The sequence below is a fragment of the Pseudomonas sp. Irchel s3h9 genome, from assembly GCF_900187475.1.
Taxonomy (GTDB): Bacteria; Pseudomonadota; Gammaproteobacteria; order Pseudomonadales; family Pseudomonadaceae; genus Aquipseudomonas; species Aquipseudomonas neuropathica.
The window spans coordinates 15,768-29,865 of the sequence record NZ_FYDH01000010.1 but is presented as its reverse complement, the minus strand read 5'-3'; the positions used below and the strand labels follow the sequence as shown (position 1 = coordinate 29,865).

At 58.4% G+C, this 14,098-nt stretch carries 17 protein-coding genes; 7 read left to right on the top strand and 10 right to left on the bottom strand.

From position 1 onward, the window contains the following. Position 1 precedes the first annotated feature (1 nt). Positions 2-748 carry a gluconate 2-dehydrogenase subunit 3 family protein gene (locus CKW26_RS17600; RefSeq protein WP_095049524.1) on the bottom strand — a complete coding sequence of 249 codons (747 nt, stop codon included), beginning with the start codon at positions 746-748 and terminating at the stop codon, positions 2-4. Between the two features lie 305 nt (positions 749-1,053). Between CKW26_RS17600 and CKW26_RS17595 the strand changes: the two genes are divergently transcribed. Next, positions 1,054-1,695 carry a tyrosine-protein phosphatase gene (locus tag CKW26_RS17595; RefSeq protein ID WP_095049523.1) on the top strand — a complete coding sequence of 214 codons (642 nt, stop codon included), beginning with the start codon at positions 1,054-1,056 and terminating at the stop codon, positions 1,693-1,695. Between the two features lie 8 nt (positions 1,696-1,703). Here CKW26_RS17595 and CKW26_RS17590 read toward each other — a convergent pair whose 3' ends face one another. The 3 genes from CKW26_RS17590 to prlC all read right to left on the bottom strand — a co-directional run bounded on the left by CKW26_RS17590 (position 1,704) and on the right by prlC (position 6,182). Further along, positions 1,704-3,728: a M3 family metallopeptidase gene (locus tag CKW26_RS17590; protein WP_095049522.1), complete on the bottom strand. Its 2,025-nt coding sequence runs from the start codon at positions 3,726-3,728 to the stop codon at positions 1,704-1,706. 112 nt (positions 3,729-3,840) lie between these two features. Then, entirely contained in the window at positions 3,841-4,134 is a 294-nt protein-coding gene (locus CKW26_RS17585) for a YheV family putative zinc ribbon protein (RefSeq protein ID WP_095049521.1), read from the bottom strand. Beyond that, entirely contained in the window at positions 4,131-6,182 is a 2,052-nt protein-coding gene (gene prlC / locus CKW26_RS17580; protein ID WP_095049520.1) for an oligopeptidase A, read from the bottom strand. The genes CKW26_RS17585 and prlC overlap by 4 nt, the downstream gene beginning before the upstream one ends. Before the next feature lie 88 nt (positions 6,183-6,270). Between prlC and CKW26_RS17575 the strand changes: the two genes are divergently transcribed. After that, positions 6,271-6,816 (top strand): gamma carbonic anhydrase family protein, encoded by a 546-nt coding sequence (locus CKW26_RS17575; RefSeq protein WP_095049519.1) that lies wholly within the window; start codon positions 6,271-6,273, stop codon positions 6,814-6,816. Between the two features lie 28 nt (positions 6,817-6,844). Next, positions 6,845-7,495, top strand: coding sequence for an HAD family hydrolase (locus CKW26_RS17570; RefSeq protein ID WP_095049518.1), 651 nt, complete (start codon positions 6,845-6,847; stop codon positions 7,493-7,495). Between the two features lie 54 nt (positions 7,496-7,549). On the opposite strand, the gene CKW26_RS17565 is transcribed toward CKW26_RS17570, so the two are convergent. After that, the gene (locus CKW26_RS17565) at positions 7,550-8,686 is read right to left on the bottom strand and encodes an aminopeptidase (protein WP_095049517.1); all 1,137 of its coding nucleotides are present in this window, start codon (positions 8,684-8,686) and stop codon (positions 7,550-7,552) included. A 59-nt stretch (positions 8,687-8,745) separates the two neighbouring features. Here CKW26_RS17565 and CKW26_RS17560 point away from each other — a divergent pair, with 59 nt between their 5' ends. Together CKW26_RS17560 and CKW26_RS17555 are read left to right on the top strand one after the other, a co-directional pair. Continuing rightward, positions 8,746-9,168 carry a hypothetical protein gene (locus tag CKW26_RS17560; RefSeq protein WP_034152270.1) on the top strand — a complete coding sequence of 141 codons (423 nt, stop codon included), beginning with the start codon at positions 8,746-8,748 and terminating at the stop codon, positions 9,166-9,168. 40 nt (positions 9,169-9,208) lie between these two features. After that, the gene (locus CKW26_RS17555) at positions 9,209-9,628 is read left to right on the top strand and encodes a hypothetical protein (RefSeq protein ID WP_095049516.1); all 420 of its coding nucleotides are present in this window, start codon (positions 9,209-9,211) and stop codon (positions 9,626-9,628) included. Between the two features lie 6 nt (positions 9,629-9,634). Here CKW26_RS17555 and CKW26_RS17550 read toward each other — a convergent pair whose 3' ends face one another. Further along, positions 9,635-9,874 carry a DUF1161 domain-containing protein gene (locus tag CKW26_RS17550; RefSeq protein WP_093429479.1) on the bottom strand — a complete coding sequence of 80 codons (240 nt, stop codon included), beginning with the start codon at positions 9,872-9,874 and terminating at the stop codon, positions 9,635-9,637. A gap of 259 nt (positions 9,875-10,133) precedes the next feature. Beyond that, positions 10,134-10,565 carry an OsmC family protein gene (locus CKW26_RS17545; RefSeq protein WP_034152273.1) on the bottom strand — a complete coding sequence of 144 codons (432 nt, stop codon included), beginning with the start codon at positions 10,563-10,565 and terminating at the stop codon, positions 10,134-10,136. 242 nt (positions 10,566-10,807) lie between these two features. On the opposite strand from CKW26_RS17545, the gene CKW26_RS17540 reads away from it, so the two are divergent. After that, entirely contained in the window at positions 10,808-11,809 is a 1,002-nt protein-coding gene (locus tag CKW26_RS17540; protein WP_034152274.1) for an LLM class flavin-dependent oxidoreductase, read from the top strand. Between the two features lie 252 nt (positions 11,810-12,061). Here the strand turns inward: CKW26_RS17540 and CKW26_RS17535 are convergent, their stop codons facing one another. Both CKW26_RS17535 and CKW26_RS17530 read right to left on the bottom strand, forming a co-directional pair. After that, positions 12,062-12,286 carry a DUF1161 domain-containing protein gene (locus tag CKW26_RS17535; RefSeq protein WP_007911690.1) on the bottom strand — a complete coding sequence of 75 codons (225 nt, stop codon included), beginning with the start codon at positions 12,284-12,286 and terminating at the stop codon, positions 12,062-12,064. Between the two features lie 127 nt (positions 12,287-12,413). Next, positions 12,414-12,629, bottom strand: coding sequence for a dodecin (locus tag CKW26_RS17530; RefSeq protein WP_007911688.1), 216 nt, complete (start codon positions 12,627-12,629; stop codon positions 12,414-12,416). Between the two features lie 157 nt (positions 12,630-12,786). Between CKW26_RS17530 and CKW26_RS17525 the strand changes: the two genes are divergently transcribed. After that, positions 12,787-13,113: a YqjD family protein gene (locus tag CKW26_RS17525; protein ID WP_007911686.1), complete on the top strand. Its 327-nt coding sequence runs from the start codon at positions 12,787-12,789 to the stop codon at positions 13,111-13,113. Here the strand turns inward: CKW26_RS17525 and CKW26_RS17520 are convergent. After that, entirely contained in the window at positions 13,086-14,003 is a 918-nt protein-coding gene (locus CKW26_RS17520; RefSeq protein ID WP_095049515.1) for a LysR family transcriptional regulator, read from the bottom strand. The two genes, CKW26_RS17525 and CKW26_RS17520, sit on opposite strands and share 28 nt — an antisense overlap. Between the last annotated feature and the right edge of the window lie 95 nt (positions 14,004-14,098).

Below are 14,098 nucleotides of genomic sequence, written 5' to 3'. Positions count from 1 at the left end.
CTTACGCCCTCTCGCCGCGAATCGAAACTGCCGGGAAGGGGTATTGCTCGTTACGTTCCACCCAATCCATGAAATCGGCGCGGGCGCCGGGGAAGCCGATCATGGTCCAGCCGACCATGCCTTTGTTGCCACCGTGGATCGGGTCGCAGAAGAACCCTTCCTTGGTGTTTTGCAGCAGCAGATTGAAGAAAATCTTTGCCGGAACCGCATCGAATTGCGGCTTGCCAGCTTCGAGTTGCTTGAGCAAATCGTCTCGGGTAGCGCTGTCTTGCTCAGCAAATACTTTACCGTTGAGGGATTTTGCCCACTGATCCGTGGCGGCGATGCCGAGTCGATAGATCTCTTTGGGCACCAGTTTGCTCTGCCAACCCATTTCCGGAGCGGCGTCGGCATTGAACGGGCCTTGCATGTACCAAAGCGCACCGGCGGCGTACGGCGTGTTCATCTGGCGGTCGATGTATTCCGGCACACCGGCTTCGAGCGCGCCCGGTCCTTGAGTATCGTTGGGGATCAGTTGAGCAACGGCGGCATTGATGAACGCCCACTCTTCGGCGGTGAAATAACTCGGTTGGTAGACGCTGGCATCAGCGTGAACCGGTTGCGGCGCGGGCGCAGCCGGCGCCGCTTCAGGCGCTGCTTGCAGGACGCTGCTGCCCAGACCGGTGCCGGCCAGGGTGACAACCGGGATCAGGGTCAGGGATTTGCGCAAAAACTCACGCCGCGGGTTGTCTCGATCTTCATCAGACATTGGGGTGCACCTCATCAGGCATTAGAGGACAGCCGCTTCTGCGAGCGGCTTGAGGATTTTTCGTCGCGACGGATCCGGTCTGACCCGGAAAAAGGGGACGCGTCTGCAACATGATGTGACAAATGGTAGCAGGCTAAGCTTCCGGATAAACCGATTCAGCGGAAAAAACACCGGTTTTCTTTACGGCAGTGCTGGAAAGCGTGCGGATTCACGTTTCTTTGACAGGCGCCTCACAGGGCTTTGACCGCGCAACGCCGAAGCTGCGTTTCCCCCTCATCGATGAATCCCGACACGGTAAAACCAGCATGTCCCGAGTGCGTTTTTTTCCTGCTTTGTGTATAGCTTTTTTAGCACTGTTGCCCTGGATACCGGCCCAGGCGGCGACGGCATCGACGGTTCGTCCGACTGAGTGGGCGCAACCGGTCGAAGTGCAATACAACCTGTTCCAGCTGTCGCCATTGCTCTATCGCAGCGCCTTGCCGGATGACGGCGCGGTGCCGCTGCTGAAAAGTCTCAAGGTCGCCACGGTGATCAACTTTCTGCCAGAAGCGGACGACTGGTTGTCTGACCCCGACATTCATCAGGTGCAACTTCCCTATCGCACCAATCACGTTGACGACGCCGATGTACTCAAGACCCTGCGGGCTATTCAGGCTGCCGAAGCCAATGGCCCGGTGCTGATGCATTGCAAGCACGGTTCCGACCGCACCGGACTGATGGCGGCGATGTATCGAGTGGTGATTCAGGGGTGGAGCAAAGAGGATGCCTTGAGCGAGATGACCCAAGGCGGTTTTGGCGACAGTATTCATTTCAAGGATGGTGTGCGTTACATGACGCAGGTGGATGTCGAAAAATTGCGCACGGCGTTGGTCAATGGCGATTGCAGTACCAGTGCTTTCGCCACCTGTTCAATGAAAAGCTGGTTCAAGTCCGCCCACATTGAGTGATCGGCGCGTCAGTCCGGTTGCGCTGCCAGATCAGCAGCCACCGGCTGACCCATAAAGGTCTCCAGCGCGCTGAGCAGCGAAGTCGAATCACCGGAGAAGAACGCTTCACGCAGTTCCCGGCCGGTTTGCGTATTGAATATCCCATCACGCCCAAAGCGCTTGAACGCTTTGCTGGCCAATACGCCTGACCACTTGTAGGCGTAGACCGAGGCTTCGTAACCGGTCACCAGATAATCGAAACTGTTGGCAAAGCGGCAATAGGCGGGTAATTGCAGCTGCGGAATTTTTTGCAGCACCGCTTCGAAGCACGATTGCGCGTTTCGGCCATTTTCCTCGCTACGGTGCAATTCAAGATCGAGTAAAGACTCAAGCAGCAGCGTGGCGGTATCGCGACTGGTGTGCGTCGCGATCGCGGTCAGTGCTGACGTTAGCCGTGTGCGGCTTAGCGGCGCGCGGGTTTTGTAATGTGCTGACAGCCACTGAAGCAGTTCCTCTGAAAGGCTCAATTGCTCGAACAGTTGCCCGGCGAACTCACCTGTATCGCGCGCCAGTTGCGAGATCCCCGACAGGTTGTGGTGGGGCGAGCGGGTCAGCACCTGTTGCAGGCAATGCCCGAACTCGTGGAATAGCACGCGCAGGTTCTTGTGTGAAAGCAGGCAGGGATACTCGCTGGTCGCGGGCGGGAAGTTGCAGTGAAGGATGGCAATCGGCAGGGCCGGCCGGCCCTCGGCATTGATTCGTCGGTTGCGCACGGTATTGGTCAAGGCAAAGTCGGGGCCGTCCTCACGATGAAACGGATCAAAGTAGATGTACCCCATCACCTGATCGTATTCGCTGACTTCAAACAGCCGCACCTCCTCGTGCCAATTGCTTAGGTCTTGTTGCTCGGCCAATTTGATACCGAACAGGTATTCATTGAACTGGCAGAACCGGCGTAGCGTTTCATCTAGCGGGAAATACTCGCGAAGTCCTTTCAGTGTGCTCGCCGAGCGTAGCTGGCGTAATTGCTCAGCAAAAAACTCGAAATCCCAGGCCTGCAGTTCTGCGACGCCCTGCGTTGCGGCGAATGCTTGCAGCGCCTGCATGTCCTGATCCAGTGCGGCACGATTTTGCTCGATCTGTTGCTTTAAAAAATGTTCGACCTGAGTGGGTGAGGTGGCCATGTGATTTGCAAGCCGCAGTTGGGCGAAGCTCTCGAAACCCAGCAACCTGGCTTTTTCATGGCGTAACCCGAGTAACTTTTGCAAAACCGGACCGTTGTCGAACTGAAGAGCATGCGGTCCTTGATCCGAGGCCCGGGTGCAATAAGCGCGGAAATACTCTTCGCGCAAACTCCGGTCTCGCGCATTTTTCATGATGTATTCGTAAGTGTTGCGATCCAGCGTCAGCAACCAGCCGCTTTTTCCCGTTCGACGCGCATTGAGCGCCAGCCGATCCTTGAACGCGGCTGACAGGCCGTCGAGCGTCGCCGATTGGTCAATCTGCTTGCTCCAGGCGGCATTGCTGCGCTCCAGATTGATTTGGAACAATTGCTCCTGAAGCTCGATGTCGAGGTTTATCGAGGTTAACCGCTGGCGCTGTTCGGAGGGCAATTCGATGCCCGACAGACGAAAAGAGCGCAGGGTCTTGGCTAACGACGCTTTGCGAAAGTCATCGAAGCTGTCGGCGATCGAACTCTGCTGCAGACGTTGATAGGTGTGATAGAGCTCCAGGTTGGCAGACTTCTGCACCCGATAGCGTGCCGCAGTAATACTGCACAGGGCGCTCTGCTCTACCCAGTCGACATCAGCACTTTTGACCGTCGAGAGCACGTCGATGAGAACCATGGTTTCAGCGAGCCGTGCGTCGGCTTCGGCGACGGCTATCACCAGATCATCCCAGTTGGGGTGGTCGGTCTGGGTGGCGATCACTTCGGCGATGATCCGCTGGTTATCGGCCACGATGGCATTGATGGCGGGTGCCAGGTGCTCGGCCTTTACGTCGGACCAGGCCGGCAGTTGCCAGCGTTGTAGCAGGGGATTGGTAGGGGGCATCGCGTCTTCCTTGACCGTAGGCTGAAAAAATCAGCCTACGGAGAAAGCGCAAGGGCAAGGCATTACATAGATACCACCTCGCACCGTTGATTCGGTGCGAAGTAGCCACAGCTCAATTGGGCTGGTCAGGTTTCTTTTTCAGTTTCGGGTTGGGAAAAAACTGCACCGCCTGCACGGTCTTGTCCGGCGCAGGTTTGTTCAGCGCGCTGGTGTTGACCCGCGTGCCCAGCTCTTTCGGTACCGACAGCCCTTGCTCGTTGAGCGTGTCCGAGTAACCGCAGGCCACACACTCACGGTGCGGCACGCTGTCTTCGTTCCACATCATCAACTTGTCCGGCTCGCTGCACGCCGGGCAGACCGCCCCGGCGATAAAGCGTTTCTTGGTAATCACAGGTGCCTCACTCATGCTGCCGCGTCCTCACTCAGGCCGCTGTGGCGCAAGAGTGCGTCAATCGATGGCTCACGGCCACGGAAGTCGACGAACAGCACCATCGGTGCCTGCGAACCGCCGCGCGCCAGAATCGCTTCGCGGAAAGCCCGGCCGGTTTCAGCGTTGAGCACGCCGTCCTCTTCAAACTTGGAGAAGGCATCCGCCGACAGTACTTCAGCCCACTTGTAGCTGTAATAACCCGCCGCGTAGCCACCGGCGAAGATGTGCGCGAAGCTGTTCGGGAAGCGGTTGTAGGCCGGCGGACGCATCACCGATACCTCGTCACGCACGCCTTCGAGCACTTGCAGCACGCTACGGCCGTCGCCGTGGGTGGCATGCAGTTCGAAGTCGAACAGCGAGAACTCGAGTTGGCGGACCATCATCAGGCCCGACTGGAAATTCTTCGCCGCGAGCATTTTTTCCAGCAGGTCCTGGGGCAGCGGCTCGCCGCTTTCGTAGTGACCGGAAATCAGTGCGAGGCCTTCTGGTTCCCAGCACCAGTTTTCCATGAACTGGCTTGGCAGCTCGACCGCGTCCCATGCCACACCGTTTATTCCGGAAACGCCGGCGTGATCCACGCGGGTCAGCAGGTGATGCAGGCCATGGCCGAATTCGTGGAACAGCGTGGTCACTTCATCGTGGGTCAGCAGCGCAGGCTTGCCGCTGTCGGCCGGGGTGAAGTTGCACACCAGATTGGCCACCGGGCTTTGCAGTACGCCATCAACCGTGCGGCGACGGTCGCGGGCGCCGTCCATCCACGCACCGCCACGCTTGTTGGCGCGGGCATAGAGATCGAAGAAGAAGCGGCCGACGTGCTGACCGTTTTCCTTGATTTCGAACAGGCGCACGTCCGGATGCCAGGTGTCGAAACCTTTCTGTTCAGCGATTTCGATGCCGTATAGACGCTGAACGATGGCGAACAGGCCGCTTAGCACTTTGTCGATCGGGAAGTAGGCGCGCAGCGTTTCCTGAGCAACGCTGTAACGTTGTTCACGCAGCTTTTCACCGTAGAAGCCGCTGTCCCAGCTTTGCAGGTCGGTGCAGCCCTGTTCGGCGGCGTAGGCGCGCAGCTGTTGCAGATCCTGCGCAGCGAACGGCTTGCTGCGCTTGGCCAGATCGCGCAGGAAGCTCAGCACCTGATCGCTGGATTCAGCCATTTTGGTGGCCAGGCTCAGCTCGGAGAAACTGGCGAAGCCCAAGAGTTTGGCTAGCTCCTGGCGCAGGTCGAGGATCTCTTCCATCACCGGGCCGTTGTCGTGCTGACCGGCGTTCGGGCCTTGATCCGAGGCGCGGGTGCAGTAGGCGGCGTAGACTTCTTCACGCAGGGCGCGGTCTTGCGCGTAGGTCATCACCGCGTAGTAGCTCGGGAATTCCAGGGTGATCAGCCAGCCGTCGAGGCCTTTGGCTTGTGCGGCAGCAGCCATTTGCGCCTTGGCCGAATTGGTCAGGCCGGCGAGGGCGGCTTCGTCGGTGACGTGCTTGGTCCACGCCTGAGTGGCGTCGAGCAGTTGATTGGAGAAACGGCTGCCCAGCTCGGACAGTTTGCTCTGCACTTCGGCGTAGCGTTTCTGCTCGGCTTCCGGAAGGTCGATACCCGACAGACGGAAATCACGTAGGGCGTGTTCCAGAATAGTCTTTTGCGCCACGTCGAAACCGGCGGCTTCCGGACTGTTGGCCAGCGCTTCATAAGCCTGGAACAGCTCGCGGTTCTGGCCCATCTCGGTGGAGTAGACGCTCAGGGCTGGCAGGCACGACTCGTAGGCTTCGCGCAGTTCGGCGCTGTTGCACACGGCGTTGAGGTGGCTGACCGGGCTCCAGGCAGCACCGAGGCGATCATTAAGTTCGTCCATCGCCAGTACCAGGCCGGCCCAAGTCGGGTTCTGAACCTGAGTCTTGAGGATTTCGGCAATGGCGGCGCGGTTGTCGGCCAGGATCGTTTCGATGGCGGGCAGGACGTGTTCGGCACGGATCGTGGAGAACGGTGGCAGGTCGTAGGACTGCAGCAGAGGGTTGTTCACGCTCACGGTTGGCACCTTGGCTGGGGAAACATTGCCCCATCTTAATTACAATCGACATTCACCGCAGCTATCGGCGACAGAGAGAGAAATTATCGTGTCCGTTCGCAAGTACCAGAATCACACCCCAAGCCTTTGCAAAGGCGCGTTTGTCGACGGCTCGGCGGTGGTCATCGGCGACGTCGAAATCGGTGAAGACAGCTCTGTCTGGCCGCTGACCGTGATCCGTGGCGACATGCACCGCATTCGTATAGGTGCGCGCACCAGCGTCCAGGACGGTTGCGTGCTGCACATCACCCACGCCGGCCCGTTCAATCCCGACGGCTTCCCGCTGCTGATCGGCGATGACGTCACCATCGCCCACAAAGTCATGCTGCATGGCTGCAGTGTTGGCAGCCGCGTGTTGATCGGCATGGGCAGCATTGTCATGGACGGCGCGGTGGTCGAGGACGATGTGATCATTGGCGCCGGCAGCCTTGTGCCACCGGGCAAGCATCTGCAAAGCGGCTTCCTCTATGTGGGTAGCCCGGTGAAACAGGTGCGAGAACTCACCGACAAGGAAAAAGCCTTCTTCACTTACAGCGCGGCGAACTACGTGAAGCTCAAGGACCTGCATCTTGCCGAAGGTTACGACCAGCTCTGAATTGCCTTACAACTGCTCAGGATTTCTCATGCATTACCAGACCGTACTGTTCGACCTCGATGGCACCCTGACCGACCCGCGTGAGGGCATCACCCGTTCCATCCAGTTCGCCCTCGCCAAGCTCGGCATCGATGAGCCGGACTTGACCAAGCTGGAACACTTCATCGGCCCGCCGTTATTGCAGGCGTTCATGCAGTTTTACGGATTCGATGAGGCCAAGGCATGGCAGGCGGTGAATTTCTATCGCGAGCGCTTCAAAGTGACGGGCCTGTACGAGAACCGTGTGTTCGATGGCGTCACGCCGTTGCTGGAAACCCTCAGTGGCCAAGGCCGGCAGCTGTATATCGCCACCTCGAAGCCGTGGGAATTTGCCCGCGAGATTGCCCGGCATTTTGATTTTGCCCGGCACTTCAAGGTGATTTACGGCAGTGAGCTGGATGGCACGCGGACCAACAAGGTTGAGTTGATTGCGCATCTGATCAAGGAAGAAGGGCTGGACCCGGCGAATACGTTGATGATCGGTGACCGTAAACATGATCTGATCGGGGCGCGCAGCAATGGGCTGGATGCGGCGGCAGTGGGGTATGGGTTTGGCAGTTTTGAAGAGTTGAGTGCCGAGGCGCCGGCGTATCATTTTGAAACGCTGGACGAGTTGCATCAGGCGTTTCTGCGGCGCTGATCAGTACGCCTTCGCTGGCAAGCCAGCTCCCACAGGTGAGCGATGTGTTCAGGCTCACCGCTGTCCCTGTGGGAGCTGGCTTGCCAGCGATGAGGCCAGATCAGCCACTGATATCTCATCATCTGCCAATGCTTTCAGTGCCGCTTTACGCTCAGTCACCGGTAACCCACCCAACCGCTCTACCTCAGCATAAAATCTCAGCCAATCCCCCCCGACCTTTTTGAACAACGCCGAAAACGCCGGCACCCACTGGTCATAGAGTCCAAACGGCAACAACCGCGCATTGTTCAACGGCGCATTCACCCAAGCGTCATAACGCTTGTCCCCGGCCCACTGGCTGTCTTTCATCAGCCGATAATCCCGGCGAAACCGTTCGAACTCTGCCGCTTTGCGTTCGCGCATCTGCTCCGCCGGTAATGGCTGCGCATACAACTTCTCCAGCCGTGAGCGGGTTTCGAGCACCAACTCAATAAACTGATCGCGTTGTTTGAGCCGCGAATCGGTATCCACCGGCAACCCGCGAAATGCTCGCCACTGCCGCGTGCCTTCCTGCTCGACAAACGTGGCGAAGGATTCGTTGAATTCGGTGTCGTCTTTCACATAAAAGCGCTGATGCGCCAGCTCATGAAAGATCAGCGTGGCCAGGCGCTCGTCGCCCCAGCCCATCATCGAATTAAGAATCGGGTCATTGAACCAGCCGAGCGTCGAATAGGCCTCGACGCCGCCAATCGATACGTCCATGCCCTGCAATCGCTGGATCGCCGCTTCACCGCGCGCCGCGCTCTGGCTGTAATAACCGCGATAGGCCACGCAGCCGGCAATCGGGAAGCAATGGTTCTGCGGTGTCAGGGAGAACTCTTGAGTGGCGAACACATTCCACACCACGTACGGGCGATGGATGTCGGCGTACAGGCGATAGCTCTGGTTATCCGGCAAATGCAGATGCTCGCTGGCAAAGGTACGGGCCTTTTGCGACTGCGCCAAGTGGGTGCGCAGAGTGGCGTCGCGGCTCGGATCGTTGATCACCTTTTCCACAGGCTCGCGCGCCCGCAGCAATTGCAGTTGGCCGCTGGCCAACTGCGTGTAATAGCTGACGCTGGCGCAACCGTTGAGCAACAAAAACATCACACCCGGAAACAAAATCCGAAAAACGCGATCAAGTAACCCAAGGCTTGGAAACGGCCTGCTCAAAATAAGAAATCCCCCGGAGAGTCTGCCCGCAAGACTATCCCGCCTTAAGGAGCACCGCTATGCGCATGTTGATGCTGTCAGGAGGCCTGCTGACGCTGGCCGGTTGTGCCGGATTCGGAATGCCCGATCCTGACCCTTCGCAAGCCTGGATCGATCTTGATGCCCGGCAGCAGGACACGGCGCTGCAAGCGCTGCAGGTCGATACCCAAGCGACTGCCGACAAACGCTACTTCGAAGTACAGCCCGGCAGCCATGAGTTGAAGGTGCGTTATCAATTCCCGGTCGAGGCGACCAACATCGGTCCTGACGCTGAGCCGCTGTGGCGCGATTGCCAGTTGAGCGTGAAATTCAAGGACTTCAACGCCGGCCAGCGTTATCAGTTGCAGGCCGGCAGTATTGGTTTCCGGCCTTGGGCCAAGCTCTATGACGAGCAGCGCAAAGTGGTAGGCCAGGGCACGCCGGCAGGCTGTCAGCGCACCTGAACGGCGCTATGCTGAGTATTCAGATCAGTGGATATTCGTCATGCGCCAGTTGCTGTTGTTGCTCGTTGCTACTCTTGTGGCCGGTTGTCAGACGCCATTGCCCCCGGTCGATCCGCAGATGGCCTGGGTCGATTTTTCGACGCCGACACCCGGCGGTAAAGTGCTGATGGCCGAGCGCCTCGACAAACAGCGACTGAATGACGGGCGCTACTTTCAGGTCACCCCGGGCAGCCACGAATTGCGCGTGCGGTTTGATTTCGAAGTGTTTGGCGGTGGTGGCGCCCTGATGACTGGCCCCGTAGAGCGGCTGTGCTACCTGTACATCCGCTACGACCATTTCGAGGCCGGGCAGCGTTATGTGCTGGAAGGGCGTTCGCTGGGGTTCACACCTAGCGCCCGGCTGTATAACGCCAAGCGTGAAATCGTCGCCGAGGATTACGACTACAACTGCATTATCTGAGGTGACTCAGCTGTCGTTCTTCTGATAGATGATTTTCTTGCGGCCATAATCGCAAGTGCCGACAACCATGGCGATATCGTGTTTTGCAGCCTCTTTCTTGCTGACGATTTCCAGCGTGTAGGAGGGCACGGCTTTGGCCTGAATCTTTACTTCGATTTCTTTTTTCAGTTCTTCACAGTCTTTGGGTGCCGCAATGACAGAAGTGGCCAGTGCACTGCAGAGAATCGCCAAGCCAATACGTTTCATGAGTGAAGCTCCCTGAGGCAGCGCGCACGGGCGTGCGCTGAAGCTGCTGTCATTTATTCGACCATACTTTTACAGCGAGGGTTCTGACTTCGCTCACAACTTGTGCTGAAGGTTTCAAACCTTGGGTGATCTGCAGATGGCTATCGCGAGCAGGCTCACTCCTACAGGGGATCTTCGACGCCCACAATAATTGTGTTCGCTGGAGATCAACTGTAGGAGTGAGCCTGCTCGCGATAGCGACAGACCAGTCAGAGTCGAATCAACTGACCAGCGAAGCCTCAAGCGTAATCTTCGCATTCAGCACTTTCGAGACCGGGCACCCTTCCTTGGCCTTGTTGCTCAGCTCTTCAAACTGCGCCTGCGTCGCCCCAGGGATTTTCGCCTTGAGGATCAGCTTCACCGCGGTGATCGCGAACCCGCCATCCACCTGATCGAGAGTCACTTCAGCCTGGGTATCAATGCTGTCGGCCTTCAGGCCCGCATCGCCCAGAATCATCGAAAACGCCATGGAGAAGCAGCCGGCATGCGCCGCGCCGATCAGCTCCTCCGGGTTGGTACCTTTGCCGCCCTCAAAGCGCGCCTTGAAACCGTAGGGCGCTTCTCTGAGGACACCGGTTTCAGTGGAGATCGAGCCGATGCCGGTTTTCAGATCGCCTGCCCAATGTGCGGATGCTTTCTTCACGATAGCCATGTCTGCCTCCTCAAGATCTGACGCGGAAACGCCGCGTCGTCGTGGTTTTTGCTTGCAAGGCTTCTGAGGATAGACGCCGCAGCAAAGTTCAGCCCGGCTGAATCGTTGACTTTTTTAGTAGGAAATTTCATCACTGCTATTGAAACTCGGGTATATGCCCTCATTGCACAAAACACGCTTATGGATTCGGCAGGTTTTCGTTTGCAAGAAGAACCTGCCTCCTCACTCGGAGACGCAGGTTTATGAAGCAACTGTCCGACGTAAAATTTTCCACCCTCGATCTGGTGCCGGTGCGCGAGAACGGCAGCCCGGCGCAATCGCTGCGCAACTCGCTGGATTTGGCGCAGCACGTCGAGAAATTTGGCTACACGCGGTTCTGGGTGGCCGAACACCACAACATGGACGGCATTGCCAGTTCGGCAACGTCGGTGCTGCTGGGTTATCTGGCGGGCGGAACGTCGACCATCCGCGTTGGCTCCGGCGGCGTGATGCTGCCCAACCATGCGCCGCTGGTGATCGCCGAGCAGTTCGGCACCCTCGAAAGTCTCTATCCGGGACGGATCGATCTCGGCCTGGGCCGCGCGCCCGGCTCCGATCAAATGACTGCTCGGGCGTTGCGCCGTGAACGCTCCGGCAGCGCTGATGATTTCCCCGAAGACGTCGCCGAACTGGTGCGCTACCTCGGCCCGCGCACGCCGGATCAGCGCGTGATCGCGATGCCGGGCACCGGCACCAATGTGCCGATCTGGCTGCTCGGTTCCAGCCTGTTCAGTGCGCAACTGGCCGGTGAGCGCGGCTTGCCTTACGCCTTCGCCTCGCACTTCGCCCCGCGTTTCATGCACGAGGCGATTCGCGTTTATCGCAATCACTTCAAACCCTCGGCGGTGCTCGACAAGCCGTACGTGATGCTCGGCGTGCCGCTGGTGGCCGCCGATACTGATGAGCAAGCCGATTACCTGGCGACTTCGGTGTACCAGCGCATTCTCGCGTTGATGCGTGGGCAGAGCCTGGTGCAGCGTCCGCCGGTGAAAACCATGGATGGCTTGTGGTTGCCCCATGAGCGTGAGGCGGTGGGTGATTTCCTCGGTCTGGCGATGGTTGGTAGCCCGCAGAAGATTCGCGCGAAGCTGGAGGTGCTGGTTGAGCAGACCCAGGCGGATGAGCTGATTTTTACCAGTGATCTCTACGAACACGCCGATCGCGTGCATTCGTACGAGTTGTTGGCGCAGGTGATGAAGGGCTGAAAAGCCCCTCACCCTAACCCTCTCCCGGAGGGAGAGGGGACTGATTGAGGTGTTCTCGCGCTCGACATCGACCTGAAAAATCGAGTCGAACTCAGGTTTTGAACAGCCCCCCGATCTGCTCCCTTTCCCCCTCGCCCCCTTTGGGGGAGAGGGCTGGGGTGAGGGGGTTCGATTTCAAATCCACTAAAAATCCCAAATCCTGAACACAAAAAAGCCGACGCCTTCACGTCGGCTTTTGCATTTCAGGCGCACTCAACCGCGCTTGTAGACGATTTCCTTGGTGCCACCTTCGCAGGTACCGACGACGTCGCCGCCAGCCGCTGCGCCCTTATCGACAATCTCCAGCGAATACCCGGAAACGCCCTTGGCATCCAGCTTCGCCGCAATCTCGCTTTTCAGCTCTTCACATGGCTTGCCGGCAGCAAACGCACCACCCGCAAGGCTCAACAAACCTACTGCCAACATGAACTTCTTCATCGGTCGCACTCCCTGGTCGGATTAAAAGAGGCGGGCATCGAGCGTTGACCCGATGCACTCACCCTGTAGCGCTTTGCCATTCCTATGGCACTCGGCCAGCGCGCAAGTTCAGAAGACTAGACCAAACTCAGCTGCTGGCAATGCGGAAGCCGACTTTCAGCGTCACCTGAAAGTGCGCCGCCTTGCCGTCCTTGATGTGGCCACGGGTGTCGACCACTTCAAACCACTCAAGATGCTTGATGCTCTTGTTGGCTTCGGCCAGCGCGTTGTTGATGGCGTCTTCGATGCTGCTGGCGGACGAACCGACCAGCTCGACTTTCTTGTACGTGTGATGGTCACTCATGGCGATCTCCTTGGCGTGTGGAATTGAGACTAGCAGTGAATCTGCGCTGTTGATTTCGGCGGCATCGCGCAGGCGAAGTTCAGATTTTCTGCACTTTCTCAAACCGCTGAAGTCCCAACCAACACACGCCACTCATCACCAATGCAGGAGAGCCACCATGGCCAACACCTCTTTACGTAAAGCCTCGTTGCAAAGCATGGAAGCCGAGATCGAGAGTCTGCTCAAATCGTTGGAAAGCTTGAAAGACGACGCTTCGGACGAGTCGCGCAAGACCCTCAAGGCGCTGAAAAGCAATGCCGAAAGTGCGCTGAAGCACTCGCGCCATCTGCTCAGCGATGCCTATGAAGAAGTCAAAGTGAAAACCCGCGAAACCGGGATCGCTACCCGTGATTACGCCCAGGAACATCCATGGACGACGGCCGGTGTGGCAGTCGGTGCGATCGGTCTGCTGGCGGCTTACTTGCTGTTCAAGCGCGGCGAGTGATCCGTCTGGCGCAGTTCGTTCTTGAGCCACTGCGCCAGTTGCCGAGCGCGCCCGTCTGCGGCGCGCTTGGGTAGCCACAACGCCAGTTGCGCCGGGGTTTCACAAAAGCCCCATGGCGCAACCAGGCGACCGGCCTTCAAATCTTCCGTCACTAGCGGCTCCGGCGCGATGGCCACGCCAAGCCCAGCAACTGCTGCCTCCAGCAAATAATACAAATGCTCGAAACCTTGCCCCAGCTTCAATGCTTTTGCGTCGAGTGCGTTCTGCTGCGCCCAACTCGGCCAGGCTTGCGGGCGCGAAGTGGTGTGCAGCAACGGTTCGTTTAGCAGTGCCGAGGCTGGCGCGGTTTGCAGACGTTGATAGCCGCTGAACAGCGGACTTATCACCGGGCCGATACGTTCTGCGGCCAGTTCATAGACTTGCATGTCCGCCGGCCACGGTGGTTCGGCGAACAGCAGCAAAGCATCCAGCCCCGGGCGTCGTGGATCGAGATCGCCTTCGCCCGCCGACAGGTGCAGCCGCAAATCCGGCAGATCGGCATTCAATCGCCCCAAACGCGGAATAAACCAGCGCGCTAACAGACTTCCAGAGCAACCCAAGACGAACGGTGCATCGGCGGTGCTCTGCGTCAGCTCGGCGCAAACACTGCGCAAGCGGTCAAACGCCTCGCCACTTGCATCGCGTAACCGCATGCCGGCATCTGTGAGTTTCAAGCCGCGCCCATCTTTGACGAACAGACTGACGCCAAGGTGTTCTTCCAACACCTTGAGCTGACGACTGACCGCGCCATGGGTGACGTGCAGCTGTTCGGCAGCCTGACTGACGCTGTTCAGCCGGGCGGTGGCTTCGAACGCACGCAAGGCGTTCAGCGGGGGAAGGTCGTGGCTCATGGTATCTGTGAGTTTTCCTGACAGGTTGTGGCGATCTTATCGGTTTTCAGCGTAGAAGGTCAGGGGTAGAGTGGTCGTCATTGTCTTTTGACCCG